At 63.6% G+C, this 18,556-nt stretch carries 16 protein-coding genes; 9 read left to right on the top strand and 7 right to left on the bottom strand.

The window, feature by feature from the left end; all coding sequences use genetic code 11:
* The first annotated feature begins 28 nt into the window (after window positions 1-28).
* The 9 genes from AC4NN3_RS07865 to ureG all read left to right on the top strand — a co-directional run bounded on the left by AC4NN3_RS07865 (window position 29) and on the right by ureG (window position 6,450).
* A complete protein-coding gene (locus AC4NN3_RS07865; RefSeq protein ID WP_491926550.1) occupies window positions 29-427 on the top strand; it encodes a hypothetical protein in 399 nt (132 codons plus the stop codon).
* A gap of 16 nt (window positions 428-443) precedes the next feature.
* Window positions 444-2,153 carry an urease subunit alpha gene (gene ureC / locus AC4NN3_RS07860; RefSeq protein ID WP_491926549.1) on the top strand — a complete coding sequence of 570 codons (1,710 nt, stop codon included), beginning with the start codon at window positions 444-446 and terminating at the stop codon, window positions 2,151-2,153.
* A 53-nt stretch (window positions 2,154-2,206) separates the two neighbouring features.
* Complete coding sequence (locus AC4NN3_RS07855; protein WP_491926548.1) at window positions 2,207-3,091, top strand: class I SAM-dependent DNA methyltransferase; 885 nt, start codon at window positions 2,207-2,209, stop codon at window positions 3,089-3,091.
* Between the two features lie 76 nt (window positions 3,092-3,167).
* Window positions 3,168-3,617, top strand: a complete 450-nt coding sequence (locus AC4NN3_RS07850; RefSeq protein ID WP_491926547.1) for a DUF4126 family protein — start codon at window positions 3,168-3,170, stop codon at window positions 3,615-3,617.
* A 145-nt stretch (window positions 3,618-3,762) separates the two neighbouring features.
* A complete protein-coding gene (locus AC4NN3_RS07845; protein WP_491926546.1) occupies window positions 3,763-4,149 on the top strand; it encodes an MliC family protein in 387 nt (128 codons plus the stop codon).
* Window positions 4,150-4,263: 114 nt separating this feature from the next.
* Window positions 4,264-4,728 (top strand): urease accessory protein UreE, encoded by a 465-nt coding sequence (locus tag AC4NN3_RS07840; RefSeq protein WP_491926545.1) that lies wholly within the window; start codon window positions 4,264-4,266, stop codon window positions 4,726-4,728.
* Window positions 4,725-5,387 carry an urease accessory protein UreF gene (locus AC4NN3_RS07835; RefSeq protein WP_491926544.1) on the top strand — a complete coding sequence of 221 codons (663 nt, stop codon included), beginning with the start codon at window positions 4,725-4,727 and terminating at the stop codon, window positions 5,385-5,387. The genes AC4NN3_RS07840 and AC4NN3_RS07835 overlap by 4 nt, the downstream gene beginning before the upstream one ends.
* Window positions 5,384-5,815 (top strand): DUF3995 domain-containing protein, encoded by a 432-nt coding sequence (locus AC4NN3_RS07830; RefSeq protein WP_491926543.1) that lies wholly within the window; start codon window positions 5,384-5,386, stop codon window positions 5,813-5,815. Before AC4NN3_RS07835 ends, AC4NN3_RS07830 begins: the two co-directional genes overlap by 4 nt.
* A complete protein-coding gene (gene ureG, locus AC4NN3_RS07825; protein ID WP_491926542.1) occupies window positions 5,812-6,450 on the top strand; it encodes an urease accessory protein UreG in 639 nt (212 codons plus the stop codon). The genes AC4NN3_RS07830 and ureG overlap by 4 nt, the downstream gene beginning before the upstream one ends.
* 104 nt (window positions 6,451-6,554) lie before the next feature.
* Here ureG and AC4NN3_RS07820 read toward each other — a convergent pair whose 3' ends face one another.
* From AC4NN3_RS07820 to AC4NN3_RS07790, 7 genes are all read right to left on the bottom strand, one after another.
* Window positions 6,555-7,289: a metallophosphoesterase gene (locus tag AC4NN3_RS07820; protein ID WP_491926541.1), complete on the bottom strand. Its 735-nt coding sequence runs from the start codon at window positions 7,287-7,289 to the stop codon at window positions 6,555-6,557.
* Complete coding sequence (glgX, locus tag AC4NN3_RS07815; protein WP_491926540.1) at window positions 7,286-9,295, bottom strand: glycogen debranching protein GlgX; 2,010 nt, start codon at window positions 9,293-9,295, stop codon at window positions 7,286-7,288. The genes AC4NN3_RS07820 and glgX overlap by 4 nt, the downstream gene beginning before the upstream one ends.
* 13 nt (window positions 9,296-9,308) lie before the next feature.
* Window positions 9,309-10,940, bottom strand: coding sequence for an alpha-D-glucose phosphate-specific phosphoglucomutase (locus tag AC4NN3_RS07810; protein ID WP_491926539.1), 1,632 nt, complete (start codon window positions 10,938-10,940; stop codon window positions 9,309-9,311).
* Complete coding sequence (gene glgA / locus AC4NN3_RS07805) at window positions 10,924-12,384, bottom strand: glycogen synthase GlgA (protein ID WP_491926914.1); 1,461 nt, start codon at window positions 12,382-12,384, stop codon at window positions 10,924-10,926. Before glgA ends, AC4NN3_RS07810 begins: the two co-directional genes overlap by 17 nt.
* Window positions 12,384-13,655, bottom strand: coding sequence for a glucose-1-phosphate adenylyltransferase (gene glgC, locus AC4NN3_RS07800; protein ID WP_491926538.1), 1,272 nt, complete (start codon window positions 13,653-13,655; stop codon window positions 12,384-12,386). The genes glgA and glgC overlap by 1 nt, the downstream gene beginning before the upstream one ends.
* A gap of 50 nt (window positions 13,656-13,705) precedes the next feature.
* Window positions 13,706-15,901: a 1,4-alpha-glucan branching protein GlgB gene (glgB, locus tag AC4NN3_RS07795; RefSeq protein WP_491926537.1), complete on the bottom strand. Its 2,196-nt coding sequence runs from the start codon at window positions 15,899-15,901 to the stop codon at window positions 13,706-13,708.
* A 105-nt stretch (window positions 15,902-16,006) separates the two neighbouring features.
* A complete protein-coding gene (locus tag AC4NN3_RS07790; RefSeq protein ID WP_491926536.1) occupies window positions 16,007-18,484 on the bottom strand; it encodes a glycogen/starch/alpha-glucan phosphorylase in 2,478 nt (825 codons plus the stop codon).
* Window positions 18,485-18,556: the final 72 nt, after the last annotated feature.

The following is an 18,556-nucleotide window of genomic DNA, read 5'->3' as shown; positions in this document are numbered from 1 at the left end:
GGGCGCGCGACCTTATCTCGGAGAGACCATGAACACCCAAGCCGAAACCAGACTTCTTGCTGAATTGACCGCCGTCGTCGCCGACCTGCATTCAACCGGCATGGCCGATGGCGAGGCCATGTACAGCCTCGGCGGCAGCGCTGATCGCCTGTGCAGCACACGCGATTCCCAGAGCTGGGCCGGCTTCAAATCGACACTGACCGACGCCGACACCATCGCCTTGCTCAGCCAGATCGATGCCGAGGGCAATACCGCGCTCAAGGCTGATAATGGCCGCACCGCCTATACCCTGCAGGCCCTCGCTTTGTCGCTGGCGGCCAGCAATGCCCGCCAGGACGTTACCCTGGCCGGCGCCGCCCTGCTCGATGCCGTTATCGAGGCGGCGCTCAAGAACTACCGCACCCACGCCAAGCCAACCTTCGGCTGAACCGAACGAGGACACCATGCCTGCTCGTATCTCGCGCGCCACCTATGCCGACATGTATGGCCCGACCACCGGCGACAAGGTGCGCCTGGCCGATACCGAGCTGTTCATCGAAGTGGAGAACGACTTCACCACCTATGGCGAGGAGGTCAAGTTCGGCGGCGGCAAGGTGATCCGCGACGGCATGGGCCAGAGCCAGCGCACGCGGGCCGAAGGCGCCGTCGATACGGTGATCACCAATGCGCTGATCGTTGACTCCACCGGCATCTACAAGGCCGATGTGGGCCTCAAGGACGGCCGGATTGCCGCCATCGGCAAGGCCGGCAATCCCGACACCCAGCCGGGCGTCAACATCATCATCGGCCCCTCTACCGAGGCCATTGCCGGCGAAGGCCGCATTCTTACCGCCGGCGGCATGGATGCCCATATCCACTTCATCGCCCCCCAGCAGATCGAAGAAGCCCTGATGAGCGGCGTCACCACCATGCTGGGCGGTGGCTCCGGTCCCGCCCATGGCACGCTGGCTACCACCTGCACCGGCGCCTGGCATATCCAGCGCATGATCGAGAGCTTTGACGGCTTCCCCATGAACCTGGCGCTGGCCGGCAAGGGCAATGCCTCCCTGCCCGCGCCGCTGGTCGAAATGGTGCTGGCCGGCGCCTCGTGCCTCAAGCTGCACGAAGATTGGGGCACCACCCCGGCCGCTATCGACAACTGCCTGTCGGTTGCCGACGACTACGACGTTCAGGTGATGATCCATACCGACACGCTCAACGAGAGCGGCTTTGTCGAGGACACCATCGCCGCCTTCAAGGGCCGCACAATTCATGCCTTCCACACCGAAGGCGCCGGCGGCGGCCACGCCCCCGACATCCTGCGGGTCGCGAGCCTACCCAATGTCATCCCCTCCTCCACCAATCCCACGCGCCCCTATACGGTCAACACCATTGCCGAGCATCTCGACATGCTCATGGTCTGCCACCACCTCGATCAGTCGATCCCCGAGGACGTGGCCTTTGCCGAAAGCCGCATCCGCAAGGAGACCATCGCCGCCGAAGACATCCTGCACGACATGGGCGCACTCTCCATCATCTCCTCGGACAGCCAGGCTATGGGCCGCGTCGGCGAAGTGCTGATCCGCACCTGGCAGACCGCCGACAAGATGAAGCGTCAGCGCGGCCGGCTGGCCCAGGAAACCGGCGACAACGACAATTTCCGCGTCAAGCGCTACATCGCCAAATATACCGTCAACCCCGCCATCGCCCATGGCATGAGCCAGCACATCGGCTCCATCGCCGTCGGCAAGCGCGCCGATCTCGTGCTCTGGCACCCGGCCTTCTTCGGCGTTAAGCCCGAAATGATCCTGCTCGGCGGCTCCATCGCCGCCGCGCCCATGGGCGATCCAAACGCCTCGATCCCCACCCCCCAGCCCATGCATTACCGGCCCATGTTTGCCAGCTTCGGCAAGCTGCTGACCTCCTCCTCGGTCACCTTTGTCTCCCAGGCCGCCTATGACGATGGTCTGCGCGACAAGCTGGGCGTCGCTAAACACATGCTGCCGGTGACCAATACCCGCGGCGGCATCGGCAAGGCCGCCATGGTCCACAATGCCGAAACCCCCGAAATCGAGGTCGATCCCGAGACCTACGAAGTGCGGGCCAATGGCGAATTGCTCACCTGCGAACCCGCCACCGAACTGCCCATGGCGCAGCGCTATTTTCTGTTCTAGTCAGGCGCCGAGCACGGCGGCCGCTCCATCGCCGGCCGCCGCAAGGACCTGCCATGTCAACACCGGCCACCAGTCAAACCCCGACGGCGCGCGGCGAAGCCCTGCTGGCCGACGGTCAACCGGGCGCGGCCGTCGCGGCCTTCACGGCCGCGCTGGCCCTGCGCCCCAGGGACAGCGCCGCCTGGCGCGGCCTGGGCAAGGCCCAACTGGAACTGGGCAATGAGGCTGCGGCGAGAGCCGGCTTTGCCCAGGCCCTCGCCATCGTGCCCTATGATCGCTACGCCGCCCACATGCTGGCATCCCTCTCGGGAGAAGCCGGCGCGCAAGCCACCGGCTACGTGGCAGACCTGTTCGATACCTATGCCGACGACTTCGACGCGCACCTGACCGGTGCCCTCAACTACCGCATCCCCGAGGCCATCCGCGCCCTGCTGACCGACCGCGCGCCCTTTGCCAGCCTGCTCGATCTGGGCTGTGGCACCGGTCTGGTCGGCCTCGCGCTCAGCGAAATGGTCGCCGCCATGGACGGCATCGACATCGCTCCCAGGATGGTCCGTAAGGCCCATGAACGCGGCCTCTATCGACACCTGCGCACCGGCGACCTGCTCGACAGCATCGCCACCGACCCTGCTTTGCGCGGCCCCTATGATCTGGTCACCGCCGCCGATGTCTTTGTCTATCTCGGCGCTCTCGAGGCTATCTTTGCCGCCTGCGCCAACCTTTTGGCGCCGCGGGGCCTGCTCGTCTTCTCGGTGGAAACCACCACCGGCGACCAGCCCGTCCTGCGCTCCAGTGGACGCTTCGCACATCCCGCAGCCTATATTGCACGCCTGGCAGATCAGTTCGACTTCACCATGGATGTCACGCAGAGCCACCCCATCCGCCAGGAGCGCGACCAGCCTATTGCCGGCACGCTTTACCTGCTGACGCGCCATTGATCCGTCTTGCCGACCTCTGCCAGACGCGCCACTATTGCCGCGCGGTCACCAGACCGCCTCTATAGGGGCAAACATCATGCTTTATGTCCTTGCACTACTGATCGGCGTCGTTGCGGGCCTGCGCACCATGGTTCCCTTGGCCGCCCTGTCTTGGGCCGCCTATCTCGGCTGGCTCGATTTCAGCGCAACGCCCTATGCCTTCGTCGGCCATTCGGTGACCGCCATTATCCTTACTTTGCTTGCCATTGGCGAACTGATTACCGACCAATTGCCCAATACGCCCAGTCGTAAGGTGCCGATGCAGTTCGGCGCCCGTGTCTTTGTCGGCGCCGTGGCCGGTGGCCTGCTCACGGGGGACTGGATCTTCGGCGGCATTCTGGGTGCCATCGGCGCGGTCATCGGCACCCTGGCCGGCGCCGAGCTGCGCAGCCGCCTGGCCAAGGCCTTTGGTCGTGACCTGCCCGCCGCCCTGCTCGAAGATGCAGTGGCCGTACTGGGCGCTCTTCTGATCGTCTACCTGGTCTGATCTCTCGGCCGCGATTGACCGATCCGGCAAGGGACCAAGCCAGCTTTGACATCCCGGCGCAGGCGGCTGATGCTGCCCGCGCCACCCTCCGCAATTCCGCCGCCTGCCTGTGCTGTTATCGCCCCAAGCCCAACGGAGTTCACCCATGCCAGCCAGACTGCTTGTCGCCACTGTCCTCTCCGCGCTCGCGCTGACGGGCGCATCGCCAGCCGCCGAAACCGCGCTGCAGCTGACCATCACCACCCAGTCCGGCGATTTCGATCAGCGCGTCATGCGCTACGATTGCGGCACGGAAACCCCGGTCGTGGTCACCTATATCAATGCGGGCCCGAACTTCCTGGCCATCGTGCCGCTCGCCGATGAGGCGCAGCCGCTGGTCTTTGCCGCGGTCATCTCGGGCTCGGGTGTGCGCTACGCCGCCGGCAAATGGATCTGGACCACCAAGGGGGTTGAGGCGAGCCTGCTCGACGGAACCCTTGACGCGGATGCCGAGCCCGTCCTGACCTGCTCAGAAATCAACAACATTCCTTGAGCCGGCGGGCTGATTTAGGGCGATGCGGGCTCTTCAATCCGGGCGCTGGAGCAGCTAGAATAGGTCCAAGGTTGGGAAGCCTTTGACCACCGGGCTCGCCCCAAGGAACTGCACATGCTCCGCGCCATCTCGCACCTGCCCGCCCATCATGGCCGGGGCGCAGCCCTCGACACCATCACTTTGGCCCATGATGAACGGCGCCTGCGCCGCAAGCTGTTGACCTGCGCCGGCGGCACCGAAGTCATGGTGGATTTTCCCAGCACGGTGACCCTCGATCACAATGGGGCCCTCGAGCTGGACAATGGCCAGGTCATCGCCATCGTTGCGGCGCCCGAACTGCTCTACGCCGTGCACGCCAGCTCCACCGCCCATCTGGTTCGCCTCGCCTGGCATATCGGCAACCGCCACACCTCGGCCCAGCTCGAGCAAGGCCGCATCCTGATCAAGCGCGATCATGTGCTCAAGACCATGCTCGAAGGCCTGGGCGCTAACGTAGCCGACGTCACCGAACCGTTCTTCGCCGAGCACGGCGCCTATCACAGCCACGGCGATACCGGCCACGCCTTGCTCGCCCGATGACCGCGCCTGCCGACCTGCAGAAACTGCTGACCTGGCTCTCCCCGGCTTTTCCGGTGGGCGCCTTTGCCTGGTCGGCAGGCATGGAATCCGCGATTCTCAGCGGCACCGTGCATGATCGTGACACGACCCGCCAATGGGTTGGCAGCGTGCTCACCCATGGCAGCCTGCGCACCGATGCCATCCTGCTCGCCCATGCCCATCGCGCCTGCCTCGATCCGCACGCGCTGCAGGAACTCGCCGATCTCTGCCTAGCGCTCACCCCGGCACGCGAACGGCACGAGGAAACCACTATTACCGGTGCCGCCTTCGCCTCGGCCCTCAAGGCCTGGCCCACCCCGGTCCTGGCGCATCTGCCGCAGCCCTGCCCCTATCCCATCGCGGTGGGCGCCATTGCCGCGGGCCACGCCATAGACCTCCGATCCACCCTGCTGGGCTACCTGACCGCCACCGTGCACAGCCAGGTCTCGGTCGCCGTCCGCCTGGTGCCGATCGGCCAGTCCGATGGCCTGGCGATCATGGCGGCTCTGGAAGCCGACATCGCCGCCATGGCCGATCTGTGCCAGCATGCCACGCTGGACGATATCGGCGCGGTGGCCTATGCCGCTGATATTGCCCAGATGGCCCATGAAACGCTGACGACAAGGATTTTCCGCTCATGAGCATGCTGATTGCTGCGTTCATGTTCATTCCCCTGCTGGCCATCACGACCGCGCACCTGCTCTGGTCGCTTGGCATGACCTGGCCGATCCGCGAGGAAAAACTGCTGGCCCAGACCGTGGTTGGCACGCCGGGTGTCGAGCGCATGCCGTCGCGCCTGGCTTCCTTCGCTGTCGCAGCCCTCATCCTCACCGCTGGCATTGTCGCGCTGGCTCTGGCTGACCATGAGAGTGGCGGCGCCCCGCTGACCTTGCTTGGCGTCCCCCTCGCCGCGCTGTTCCTCGGCCGGGGTGTTGTCGGCTATACGTCGTGGTGGGCCCAAAAGACCCCCGAACCCAATTTCCGGCTCAATGACCGCCGGGTCTATTCGCCACTCTGCCTGCTGCTCGGCGCAGGCTTCCTCGCACTCGTCATCTTGAGGCTGCTATGAACGTCACCAGAAGCCCGAACGGTCCCCTTCGCATCGGCATTGGCGGCCCGGTCGGCTCGGGCAAGACCACATTGTGCGAAAACCTGCTCAAGGCCATGCGGGATCGCTACTCCATGGCTGTGGTCACCAATGACATCTATACCCGCGAAGACGCGCTGATCCTGGCCCGCGCCCAGGCCATTTCCGAAGACCGCATTGTCGGCGTCGAGACCGGCGGCTGTCCGCATACCGCCATCCGCGAGGACGCCTCGCTCAACCTGGCGGCCATTGACGATCTCAACCGCAAGTTCCCCGATCTCGATATCATCCTGATCGAAAGCGGCGGCGACAATCTGGCGGCGACCTTCTCGCCCGACTTGGCCGACATCACCCTTTACGTGATCTCGGTGGCCCAGGGCGAAAAGATCCCGCGCAAGGGCGGGCCGGCCATCGCCCGTTCCGATCTGCTGATCATCACCCATACTGATCTGGCGCCCTATGTCGGGGCCAGCCTTGCGGTTATGGAGAGCGACACCATCAAAGTGCGCGATGGGCGTCCCTATGTGTTCACCGACCTGCTACGGCACGAAAGTCTCGATCAGATCATCGCCTTTATCGAGCGGGCCGGCGGTTTGGTTGACTTCGAAGCGGCCTGAAAGGCAAAATCCCGCCAGTGGCGGGATTTTAGCTGAGAAGGCCATGAGAGCTGTGCTCGAATGGCCAGGCGGCTGAATAGTCTGCCGGACGGTTTCGGCGGCGTTCAGCTGCCGACCATCACCACATGGCTGACCAGCCGCCCCTCGTGCAGATGATGCAGCAATAGTCCTGGCGGATCGCTGATCGCGGGCTCGCGCCCGTCCAGCCGCAGCCGGTTGGCGCGGGTGACGGACGGCGCCATGGTCGCGGCACGCTCGGCAAAGCGGGTGAACATCGGCCGGTGCACATGCCCGCATGTCAATCCCAGCACCGGGTTGCGGGCGGTCATGATCACCTGCGCCAGCCGGTCGCCATTGCGGCAGATATTGCGATCCTTGTCGTCGATGCCGCACAGGAACGGATGCTGGTGCTGAAAGATCAGGGCCGGCGGGCCCTCTTGGTCGAGCGTTGCCGCCAGCCAGTCGAGCACCGGCGCCGCATCGCCGTGATGGGCGCCGGCCACGGTGACGTCCAGGCCGATCACCCGAAGGTCGGTGCCGACCGGCCCGACACAGTTTAGCGGGCGCTGGTCGCTCCAGCCCATCTGTGCGTCGAACACCCGTCCCATCGCGCGATGGTCATCGACATTGCCGGGTACCACGTAGAAGGGCGAGCCAGTGCTGTCGAGGCGGTCGGCGACCGCGGCATAACTGTCAGCGTGTTCAAACTCCGCCAGATCGCCGCTGACGATGATCGCGTCCGGACGCATCGGCCTGAGCCAGGCCAGGACCTGGTCAAGCCGCTGCAGTCGCTCAGCGGAACCGTCAGCATGGATATCGCTGAGCTGGGCAACAATCATTCACTGTCCGTCGATCGCACCAGGGCTACCACCGACCGCGGCGTCAGCGTCGCCGTACCCTCGGCGATCGCCACCGCGGCGGTATTGTCGGATTCGACGCCAACCGTCCAGCCGCCTTCGGGCAGATGTGCCACAACGGGTTCGGCACGCCGGTTGAACCAGACGAGCACTTCGTCTTCCTTGTTGCGCAAGTGCATGCCCAGCACGGACCCGCCCGAAGCGCCCCAGTCGCCCTCATTCATTTCGCGCCCGTCCGGATGCAGCCAGACCACATCGCGCACGCCGTTCTTCTCCTGGCCGGTGAGGAAATGGTCATGCGTCAGGGCCGAGTGTTCCTTACGGAACTTGCTCATCGCGGCGACGAAATCCACCAGGTCGCCATCGCCATGTTCCCAGTCCAGCCAGGTGATTTCATTGTCCTGGGCATAGGCGTTGTTGTTGCCCTGCTGGGTGCGATACATCTCGTCGCCCTGCTGCAACAGCGGCACGCCACGCGATACGAACAGCGTTGCCAGCATGGCGCGCACGTCGCGCTTGCGCGCGGCAATGATCGCCTCGTCGTCGGTCTCGCCTTCCACACCGCAGTTCCACGAGGCATTATGACTGTGGCCGTCGCGGTTTTCCTCGCCATTGGCCTCGTTATGCTTGTCGATATAGCTGACCAGGTCGCGCAAGGTGAACCCGTCATGCACCGCCAGCATATTGACTCCATGGCTGGGCTTGCGGCCGGCGAAATTGAAGATTTCCGCAGAGCCGGCCACCTTGCCGGCCAGCGCGCCCAGCTTGCCATCCTCGCCGCGCCAGAACTCGCGAATTTCGTCGCGATAGGTGTCGTTGTGTTCCTTGAATTCCTTGCCGAACTGGCCGAGCGCATAGCCGCCCGGACCTGGATCCCAGGGCTCTGCCACCAGGATACACTGGCTCAGCACGGGGTCGGCCTTGATCTTTTGCAGCATCTCGGCCTCGGGATTGAAGCCTGGATCGCGCGCCAGCACGGTCGCCAGGTCGAACCGGAACCCCGACACGCCCATTTCCTCGACCCAGTAGCGCAGGCTGTCGATCACCAGGCGCTGCGTCGCCGGATGGTCGCAGCGCAGCGTATTGCCGGTGCCGGTATCATTGACCAGGTGCTGCTTGCCGTCGGCTTCCACGAAGCGGTAATAGGTCTTGGCATCGAGCCCCATCAGGCTGAGCATCGGCCCATTGGCATCGCTTTCCCCGGTATGGTTGTAGACCACGTCCAGGATCACCGAGATGCCGTTCTTGCGGTAGAGATCGGTCATGTTCCGCAGTTCCTGCGGGCCGCGCGGCGCCAGCCGCGGGTCGATGGCCGAATAGGTCACCGGATTGTAGCCCCAGGCATTGGTGAGGCCGAGCACGGGAAGATGCCCCTCGTCGATCCAGGCGGCGGTGGGCATCAGCTGCAGCGTGTCGACCCCGATATATTTCAGGTGATCGATGACGCGCTGCGTGGTCAGTGCCGCGATGGTGCCGCGCAGCGGCCCCTGCACGCTGGGGTGGCGCATCGTATAGCCGCGCACATTCATCTCGTAGAACATGCCCGGCGCCTTCTTGCGCGGCAGGATATTCTCATTGCCCATGTCGCCCACGATCGCCTTGGGGATCAGCGGTGCGGTATCGACCGCCTCGCTGCGATCCAGCCGCAGCCGCGGCGAGCGCACGAAGACCCGGTCGAGCCGCTTGGCATAGGGGTCGACCAGCAGCTTCATGGGGTCAAAGAACAGCCCCTGGTCGGGATTGTATTCGCCATCGGCCCGCAGGCCATAGCGCGTGCCGGCGCCCAGTCCGGCGACCAGACCCGCACGGATGTGGTCCTGGTGCACGTCGAGCTCGAAGCGGTCGGTTTCGTGGTCCTGCTCGTCGAAGATCGAGACCCAGATATTGGTGGCCGTCTCCGAATAGACGGCAAAATTGACGCCCTGCTCGGTGAGAGTGGCGCCGAGCTGGGCGATACTGCCCCCATTGGGGACCAGCGTGGGTTTCATGTTGAATCCGATTTCAGGTGATGACGCTGGGTTCCCGGCGACCGGTGCGCTGCTTGATCCCGGCAAGCTGTTCGGTGAGTCCGACGAGGGGGTCAAGAGCGTGTTGGGTGTCGAGATCGTGTCGTCCATCAGCTGCCTCATAGCGTTCGAGATAGACCCGCAACGTGGCGCCGACCGTACCGGTTCCAGAAAGCCGCAGCACTATTCGAGAACCATCGGCAAAGCCGATGCGAATGCCCTGCTTGGCACTGGTCGAACCATCGACCGGATCGTGATACTTGAAATCGTCGGCATAGGCGACCTGTAGGTCCTCGCCGAAAATCTGCCCGACAAGGCCTGGCAGCTTGGCGCGAACATCGTCCATCAGCTTGCCCGCAATGGTGGCGTCCACCTCTTCATAGTCATGTCGCGTATAGTAATTGCGGCCATAGGTCGCCCAGTGCGCCCGCACGATCTCGTCCACGCTCTGCTGGCGCACGGCGATGATGTTGAGCCACAGCAGCACGGCCCAGAGGCCATCCTTTTCGCGCACATGGTTCGAGCCAGTGCCCGCGCTTTCCTCGCCGCAAATCGTCACCCGGCCCGCATCGAGCAGATTGCCGAAGAACTTCCAGCCCGTCGGCGTCTCGTGCATCTCGATGCCGAGTTTTTCTGCCACGCGGTCGGCTGCGGCGCTGGTCGGCATCGAGCGGGCAATGCCGGCAATGCCGTCGCGATAGCCCGGCGCCAGATGAGCATTGGCCGCCAGCAGCGCCAGCGAGTCCGAGGGCGTCACGAAGCGATTCTTGCCGATGATCAGGTTGCGGTCGCCATCGCCATCCGAGGCCGCCCCGAAGTCCGGTCCCTCCGGAGTCATCAGCAGATCGAACATGTCCTTGCAGTAGACCAGGTTCGGATCGGGATGCCCGTTGTTGAACGTAGGCGAGGGCGTGCCGTTGACCACCGTGCCCTTGGGCGCCCCCAGAATGTCCTCGAAGATCTTGTGCGCATAAGGCCCGGTAATGGCGTTCATCGCATCGAAGGTCATCGTGAAGCCGCCCGCAAACAGCGCCTTGATGGCGCCGAAATCGAACAGCGTCTCCATCAGCGCCGTATAATCGGTCACCGGGTCGATGACCTCGACCACCATGTCGGCCACGGTCTGCGTGCCGATCGCAGCCAGGTCGATGTCGGGCGCATCCACGGTCTTGTAGCTGTCGATCACCTTGCTGCGGTCATAGACGGCATCGGTGATCTTTTCCGGCGCCGGCCCGCCATTGCCTATATTGTACTTGATGCCGAAATCGCCGTCCGGCCCGCCCGGATTGTGGCTAGCCGACAGCACCAGGCCGCCAAAGGCCTGATAGTGGCGGATCACATGGCTGGCCGCCGGCGTCGACAGCAGCCCGTTCTGGCCCACCATCACCTTGCCGAAACCATTGGCCGCCGCCATGCGGATGGCCGTCTGGATGGCGACGTCATTGTAGAAGCGTCCATCGCCGCCGATCACCAGCGTCTGCCCTTCAAACCCCTCCAGGCTGTCAAAGATCGCCTGCAGGTAGTTTTCGACATAATGCGGCTGCTGATAGACCGTCACCCGCTTGCGCAGGCCGGACGTGCCGGGCTTCTGGTCGCCAAAGGGCGTAGTCTTAACGGTCTGGATCATCATCGCTCTTGAGTCCGGTAATGCTGGCATAGAGGTCCGCATAGCGCACGGCGCTGGCATCCCATGATACGTCCGACTTCATGCCGCGCCGCTGCAGGCGCTTCCATGCCTTACTGTCATGATAGAGCGCCACCGTCTTGCGGATGGCGTCATAGAGCGCCTGGGCGCTGTTGGGTTCGAACACCACGCCCGTCGCCACCTCGGCGGCCATGGCCGCCGGATTGGCATTGATGACGGTATCGGCCAGTCCACCGATCCGGCTGACCACCGGCACGCAGCCGTAGCGCAGTGCATAGAGCTGGGTCAGCCCGCAGGGCTCGAACCGCGAGGGGATGAGGATAGCGTCGGCGCCGCCCTGCATCAGGTGGCTGAGCGCTTCATTATAGCCATTGGCAATGGCGACCTTGCCCGGATGCAGCGCGCTCTGCCGCCGGAACCCGTCCTCGAGATAGGCCTCGCCCGAGCCCAGCACCACCAGCCGCGCGCCCAGGTCGACCAGGCCGTCCACCACCTGCAGCAGCAGATCCATGCCCTTCTGGTCGGTCAGTCGGCTTACCACGCAGAACAGCGGGCCATCATCGCCATCGAGGCCGAACTTTTCCACCAGCGCCAGCTTGTTGGCCTGCCGCAGGTTGAGCGTATTGGCCGAGAATTTCTGCACCAGATCCGCGTCGGTGGTCGGATCCCAAGCCGTCGTGTCGATGCCATTGAGGATGCCGACGACCGTGTCGGCCCTTCCATTCAGCAGGCCTTCCAGGCCCATGCCGAATTCGGGCGTGCGGATTTCATCGGCGTAATTGGGGCTGACCGTGGTGACGAAATCGGCGCATTCCATGCCGGATTTGAGAAACGACACCCCGCCATAATATTCGACACCGCCGACCTGGAAGGCCTGCGGCGGCAGGCGCAGCTGGCCGAAGATATCGGCGCTGAAAAAGCCCTTGAAGGCGATATTGTGGATCGTCATCACCGTCTTGATGTCCGGCCGCGGGCCGAACTTGATATAGGCGGGCGCGAGCCCGGCCTGCCAGTCATGGCAGTGCAGGACCTGCGGGTTATAACCCTCGACCAGGCCCATGGCCAGTTCAGCCGCCACCCAGCCCAGGGCGGCAAAGCGCTTCCAGTTGTCCGGCCAGTCCCAGCCATCCGGGCTCACATAGGGATTGCCCGGCCGGTCATAGAGGGCCGGCGCATCGATGACGATGACGTCCAGCCCTTCGACCCGGGCCGCGATCAGCTTGGCCGACACCCCGAACAGGTCGTCCAGCTCCTTGACGACCCGCCCGCCGCCCAGCTTGGCCATTACCGATGGATAGCCCGGCACCAGCGTCCGCATGGTCACGCCATGCGTATGCAGCGTCGCCGGCAGGGCGCCCGCCACATCGGCGAGCCCCCCTGTCTTGATCAGCGGATAGACCTCGGAGGCAACCGAGAGAACTTCGATCATCGTCCCGCCAGATATTTGTTGACCATTGTCTGGGTGATCAGCGTCACGCCCTCGTCGCTGCGGCGGAACCACTTGGCGTCGAATTCTGGATCCTCGCCCACTACCAGCCCCTCGGGAATATTGACCCCGCGGTCAACCACGACCTTCTTGAGCCGCACGTTCCGGCCGATGTCGCAATGCGGCAGCACCACCGCTTCCTCAAGCACCGAATAGGAATGCACGCGCGAGCCCGTCGACAGCAGGGTACGGTTGAGATGACCACCCGATACGATGCAGTCGCCCGAGACCAGCGAATTCACCGCCGAGCCGCGCCGGCCGTCGAAATCATGCACGAATTTGGCGGGCGGCGTGATCTCGGCATAGGTCCAGATCGGCCAGTCGCGGTCATAGAGATCGAGCTGCGGCTTGATGTCGGTGAGGTCGATCGACGCCTTCCAATAGGCATCGATCGTGCCGACGTCGCGCCAGTAGCTGACCTCTTCATTGCTCGAACGGACGCAGGAGCGCGGGAAGCGATGCGCCCAGGCCGTGCCGTTCTTGACGATATAGGGAATGATGTCCTTGCCGAAATCGCGGTTGGACCCCTCGGTCGCCGCATCGCGCCGCAGCTGCTCCATCAGGAAGCGCGTCTCGAACACATAGATGCCCATCGAGGCCAGCGCCATGTCCGGCTTGTCGGGAATGCCCGGCGGATCCTTGGGCTTTTCCACGAATTCGACCACCCGGTCGCGCCCGTCCACATGCATGACGCCGAAGCCGGTGGCTTCCATGCGCGGCACTTCCAGGCACCCGATGGTCACATCGGCGCCGGTATCGACATGCTGGCGCAGCATGATTTCGTAGTCCATCTTGTAGATGTGGTCGCCCGCCAGGATGACGATGTAGCGCGCGCCCGAATCCTCGATGATGTCCATGTTCTGGTAGACCGCGTCTGCCGTGCCGGCATACCACATGTCCTCGCGCACCCGCTGGCTCGCCGGCAGCACGTCAAAGCTCTCGTTGCGCTCGGGCCGCAGGAAGTTCCAGCCGCGCGACATGTGCCGGATCAGGCTGTGCGCCTGGTACTGGGTGGCCACGGAAATGCGGCGAATGCCCGAATTGATGGCATTGCTGAGGGCAAAGTCGATGATGCGCGATTTGCCGCCGAAATACACTGCCGGCTTGGCGCGCCGGTCCGTGAGTTCCATCAGTCGCGTGCCGCGGCCGCCGGCCAGCACATAAGCCATGGCCTCGCGAGCCAGTGGTGATGGTGCCCTGTAGTCTGCCATTCGTCTATCCCTCCACTAGCGCCCGTTGTCCGGGCCGTATCTCAATCAGCTCACGCTGGTTCGAATTTCAGAAACAGGGTCGACAGGGGTGGCAGGTAGAGCTCGGCCTCGGCCGGCCAATGCTGGCCTTCAACGGCATAAGCCTCCACTGCACCCTGGTTTCCCGTATTGGAGCCCGCATACCAGCCGGCATCCGTGTTGATCCGTTCCACCCATTTTCCCGCCATTGGCATCGGGATCTTGTACCCCGAGCGGGGCACGGGCGTGAAATTGGAAACCACCAGGATCGGATCGCTGCCCGGGGCCTTGCGCAACCATGCAAACACCGAATTCGCGTGATCGTTCCCGATCACCCATTCAAATCCTTCCGGCTCACAGTCGCGCTCATGCAGGGCCGGCAATTCGCGATAGGCCAGGTTCAGGTCGGCCACCAGGCGCCGCACGCCCTCATGCATGCTGGCGTCCAGCAGATACCAGTCCAGCGACTTGGCATCGGCCCATTCGTCGCGCTGCGCGAACTCCTGCCCCATGAACAGCAGCTTCTTGCCCGGATGCCCCCACATGAAGGCGTAATAGGCGCGCAGATTGGCAAATTTCTGCCAGTCATCGCCCGGCATTTTCTCCAGCAGCGAGCCCTTGCCATGCACTACTTCGTCATGGCTCAGCGGCAGCACGAAGTTTTCCGAAAACGCATAGACCGTACCGAAGGTCATATCGTTGTGATGGTAGCGCCGGTGGATCGCCTCGCGGCTCATGAACCGCAGCGTGTCGTTCATGAAGCCCATGTTCCACTTGAACCCGAAGCCCAGCCCGCCGGTATCGACCGGCTTGCTGACGCCCGGCCAGGAGGTGGATTCCTCGGCGATCATGAAGGTGCCCGGATGCAGCCGATAGGCCTCGGTATTGACCCTTCGCACGAACTCGACCGCTTCAAGGTTCTGGTTGCCCCCCAGCTTGTTGGGGATCCACTCGCCCTGCTGGCGCGAATAGTCGAGATAGAGCATGGACGCCACGGCATCCACGCGCAGGCCGTCGATGTGGAATTTCTCCAGCCAGTAGAGCGCATTGTTGACGAGGAAGCTGACCACTTCCTTGCGCCCGAAATTGTAGATTGCCGTGTTCCAGTCGGGGTGAAAACCCTGCCGCGGATCGGCATGCTCATAGAGCGCCGTGCCGTCGAAATGCGCCAGTCCATGCGCATCTGTCGGAAAATGCGCCGGCACCCAGTCAAGGATAATGCCCAGACCGGCCTCATGCGCGGCATCGACGAAACGGGCAAATCCGGCCGGATCGCCGAACCGTGCCGTCGGGGCGTAAAGCCCGGTCGGCTGATAGCCCCAGCTCGGATCATAGGGATGCTCGGAGATCGGCATCAGCTCGATATGGGTATAGCCCATGTCCGCCGCATAGGGCACCAGCTGCTCGGCCAGCTGGTCATAGCTCAGGAAGCCGCCATCGGGCCGCTTGCGCCAGCTGCCCAGATGCACCTCGTAGATCGACATCGGCGTGCGGCGCCAGTCGCGCGTCGCGCGCTCTGCGATATATTTCTCGTCCGTCCAGCTGAACGGCGTCGGGTCGGGCACCACCGAGGCGGTCTTGGGCCGCATTTCCGACTGCCGCGCGAATGGATCTGCCTTGAGCGGCTGCGTCACGCCATCGGCGCCGACGATCTCGAACTTGTACAGCGTGCCCGTGCCCAGCACCGGGATAAACACTTCCCAGATGCCGTTCTCGAAGCGGTTGCGCATCGGGTGGCGACGGCCATCCCACTCATTGAACGGCCCCACCACGCTGACGCGCCGCGCATTGGGCGCCCAGACCGCAAAATGCGTGCCATGGATGCCCTCGAATTCCATCTCATGGGCACCGAGCTTGTCGAACAGCCGCAGATGGCTGCCCTCGCCCATATAGTAATCATCCATTGGCCCGAGCACCGGCCCGAACGAATAGGCGTCATAGACGTCCCATTCGCCGCCGGCATTCTTGGCGCGATAGCGGATCGGCTGGCGCTGGCTGATCGTCACCTTGCCTTCAAAAAACCCGGCGGCATGGCGCGGGATCAGGTGGCCCAGCGGCGTGCCGTCCAGGGTGAAGGCGCTCAGCAGCTCTGCATGGGGCACGAAGGCGCGCAGCACCCACTGCCCGGCGACCTCCTGAAGGCCCAGAAATCCGAAGGGATTGGGGTGCTGGCCGCTGATGACGGCTTCGACTTCGCCAATTTCGGCCTGCCAGTCTTCCTTGATCACGCGCTACTCCCCGGACGCCGGCCCGCCGATCATTCGGCGGCCCCGTCAAAAATCATAAACTCAGCAGGCCTGGTCTTGAGCGCCAGTTGTGCCTGCTGCCAACTGTCACTTCTCGGGCACGGACACACCCCAGATTTCCCGGGCATATTGCCTGATGGTCCGGTCGGACGAGAAGAACCCTACCCGGGCCGTGTTGCGGATCGCCATGGCGGTCCAGCGTTTCTTGTCCTGCCAGATGTCGTCCACCTCGGCCTGCGCCTTGGCATAGGCATCAAAATCGCGCGCCACCATGAACCAGTCATGATCATAGACACCGCTGATCAGGTCGCGATAGCGGTTCGGATCGTCCGGGGAGAACACACCCGTCGCGATGGCTTCGAGCGCTTCATGCAGCCGCGGCGATGCCTCGATCGCTTCGCGCGGCGCTGCATTCTCGGCCCGCATGGCGTCAACCTCTGCCGTGGTCAGCCCGAAGATCACGATATTGTCCGCGCCCACTTCCTTGTGCATTTCAACATTGGCGCCATCCATGGTGCCGATGGTGATGGCACCATTGGCCATGAATTTCATATTGCCCGTGCCCGAGGCTTCCATGCCGGCCGTCGAAATCTGTTCACTCAGATCGGCAGCCGGTACGATGACCTCGGCAAGGCTCACATTGTAGTTGGGCAGGAACACCACCTTGAGCAGGCCGCGTACCGCCGGATCATTGTTGATCACCTTGGCCACATCGTTGATGAGCTTGATGATGAGCTTGGCGTTCCAGTAGCTCGGCGCCGCCTTGCCCGCGAAAATCTTAACGCGCGGAACCCAGTCGCGTTCCGGATGGGCGCGAATTTCATCATACAAGGCAACGGCTTGGATAATATTGAGTAACTGGCGCTTGTATTCATGGATGCGCTTGATGTGCACGTCGAACATGGCATCGGGCGAGACCTTGATCCCCAGCCGATCCTTGATCAGCTTGGCCAGCCGCTGCTTGTTTTCCAGCTTCACCGCGGCAAACTTGCCCTGAAAGCCGGGATCGTCGGCATAGGCGTCCAGGCCTTTGAGCAGGTCGATATCGTCGAGGAATTCGGCCCCGATCGTGTCGCTCACCAGCTGGGTCAGCCCCGGATTGCACTGCATCAGCCAGCGCCGTGGCGTAATGCCATTGGTCTTGTTGTTGATGCGGTCCGGATAGAGCTTGTGCAGGTCCGAGAATACCGTCTGCTTCATCAGTTCGGTATGCAGCGCCGACACGCCATTGATCGAGTGCGACCCCACAAAGGCCAGTTGCCCCATGCGCACGCGGCGGCCGCCATTTTCGTCGATCAGCGAGACATTGGCGATCTGCGCCTCGGTGAACTTTGCGCGCCCGCGCGCATCGGTCAGCACTTCGGCATTGATCTGGTAGACGATCTGCATGTGCCGCGGCAGCAGTCGCTCCAGCAGCGCCACCGGCCAGCTTTCCAGCGCCTCGGGCAGCAGGGTGTGGTTGGTATAACCAAACGTGCCCTTGGTCAGTTTCCAGGCTTCCGCCCATTTCAGCCCATTGTCGTCCATCAGGATGCGCATCAGCTCGCAGATCGAGATGGCCGGATGGGTGTCGTTGAGCTGGATGGCGACCTTGTCGGGCAGCGAGCCCAGATCGCCATATTGCTGCAGATGCCGGCGCACGATGTCCTGCAGCGAAGCCGACGAGAAGAAGAACTCCTGCCGCAGCCGCAATTCCTGGCCGGCCGCCGTCGAATCCGCCGGGTACAGCACGCGGGTAATGGCCTCCGCCTTGGCGCTCTCTTCGAGCGCGCCGATATGGTCGCCGGCATTGAACTTGTCGAGCAGGATCGGATCGATCGGCTGCGCGCTCCACAGTCGCAGCGTGTTCACCCGGGCGCCGCGCCAGCCCACGATCGGCGTATCGAAAGCCACTGCCAGCAGATGATCGTTGGGGTGCCATTCCTGCCGCACCTCGCCATCGGCATCGGTCACCGGTTCGACATGGCCGCCAAAGCCGACTTCATAGGCGCTTTCGCGCCGTTCGAACTCCCACGGATTGCCATGCGCCAGCCAGTCCTCGGGCAGTTCCACCTGCCAGCCTTCGCTCATTTCCTGGCGAAACAGGCCATGCACATAGCGGATGCCATAGCCATAGGCCGGAATCTTCACCGTCGACATGGATTCAAGAAAACACGCCGCCAGCCGGCCGAGCCCGCCATTGCCCAGCGCCGCATCGGGCTCGAGGTCGATGAGGTCGCCGAGATCGACCTTGAGGTTCTTCAGCGCTTGCCGCACCGGCTCCATCAGCCCGACATTGCTCATGGCGTCGCGCATCAGTCGGCCGATCAGGAACTCGAGGCTGAGATAGTAGACCCGCTTGTGCGAGGTCCGCCACGTCTCGCGCGACGACTCCATCCAGCGGTCCATCACCCGGTCGCGCACCGTCATGATCGTGGCCGCCAGCCAGTCATGCGGCCGGGCGACAATGGGGTCCTTGCCCACCGAATAGATCAGTCGGGCGAGGATCTCAGCCTGAATGGCCTCAGCGGTTGTGGCGCGTGGCTCCGGGGTGGGGGCGTCGTAAACGATCGGCTGTTGCGGCATGTCGCAATCCAGATTTCATGACGATGAGGTCCCCTCAGACACCTCACTGTGGCACTTAATCTCGGCAGACGA

This window comes from Devosia sp. MDV22-iso42 (genome assembly GCF_058629155.1).
The sequence above is the reverse complement of the archived record's forward strand: the minus strand, read 5'-3'. Positions and strand labels throughout refer to the sequence as shown.

Excerpts from the sequence above, each read along its gene's own strand:
- AC4NN3_RS07835 (WP_491926544.1), top strand. The coding sequence starts at position 4,725 with ATGACCGCGCCTGCCGACCTGCAGAAACTGCTGACCTGGCTCTCCCCG.
- AC4NN3_RS07840 (WP_491926545.1), top strand. The coding sequence starts at position 4,264 with ATGCTCCGCGCCATCTCGCACCTGCCCGCCCATCATGGCCGGGGCGCA.
- AC4NN3_RS07865 (WP_491926550.1), top strand. The coding sequence starts at position 29 with ATGAACACCCAAGCCGAAACCAGACTTCTTGCTGAATTGACCGCCGTC.
- AC4NN3_RS07850 (WP_491926547.1), top strand. The coding sequence starts at position 3,168 with ATGCTTTATGTCCTTGCACTACTGATCGGCGTCGTTGCGGGCCTGCGC.
- AC4NN3_RS07855 (WP_491926548.1), top strand. The coding sequence starts at position 2,207 with ATGTCAACACCGGCCACCAGTCAAACCCCGACGGCGCGCGGCGAAGCC.
- glgC (WP_491926538.1), bottom strand. The coding sequence starts at position 13,655 with ATGGCAGACTACAGGGCACCATCACCACTGGCTCGCGAGGCCATGGCT.
- glgX (WP_491926540.1), bottom strand. The coding sequence starts at position 9,295 with ATGAAACCCACGCTGGTCCCCAATGGGGGCAGTATCGCCCAGCTCGGC.
- AC4NN3_RS07790 (WP_491926536.1), bottom strand. The coding sequence starts at position 18,484 with ATGCCGCAACAGCCGATCGTTTACGACGCCCCCACCCCGGAGCCACGC.
- AC4NN3_RS07810 (WP_491926539.1), bottom strand. The coding sequence starts at position 10,940 with ATGATCCAGACCGTTAAGACTACGCCCTTTGGCGACCAGAAGCCCGGC.
- AC4NN3_RS07820 (WP_491926541.1), bottom strand. The coding sequence starts at position 7,289 with ATGATTGTTGCCCAGCTCAGCGATATCCATGCTGACGGTTCCGCTGAG.
- AC4NN3_RS07830 (WP_491926543.1), top strand. The coding sequence starts at position 5,384 with ATGAGCATGCTGATTGCTGCGTTCATGTTCATTCCCCTGCTGGCCATC.
- ureC (WP_491926549.1), top strand. The coding sequence starts at position 444 with ATGCCTGCTCGTATCTCGCGCGCCACCTATGCCGACATGTATGGCCCG.
- AC4NN3_RS07845 (WP_491926546.1), top strand. The coding sequence starts at position 3,763 with ATGCCAGCCAGACTGCTTGTCGCCACTGTCCTCTCCGCGCTCGCGCTG.
- ureG (WP_491926542.1), top strand. The coding sequence starts at position 5,812 with ATGAACGTCACCAGAAGCCCGAACGGTCCCCTTCGCATCGGCATTGGC.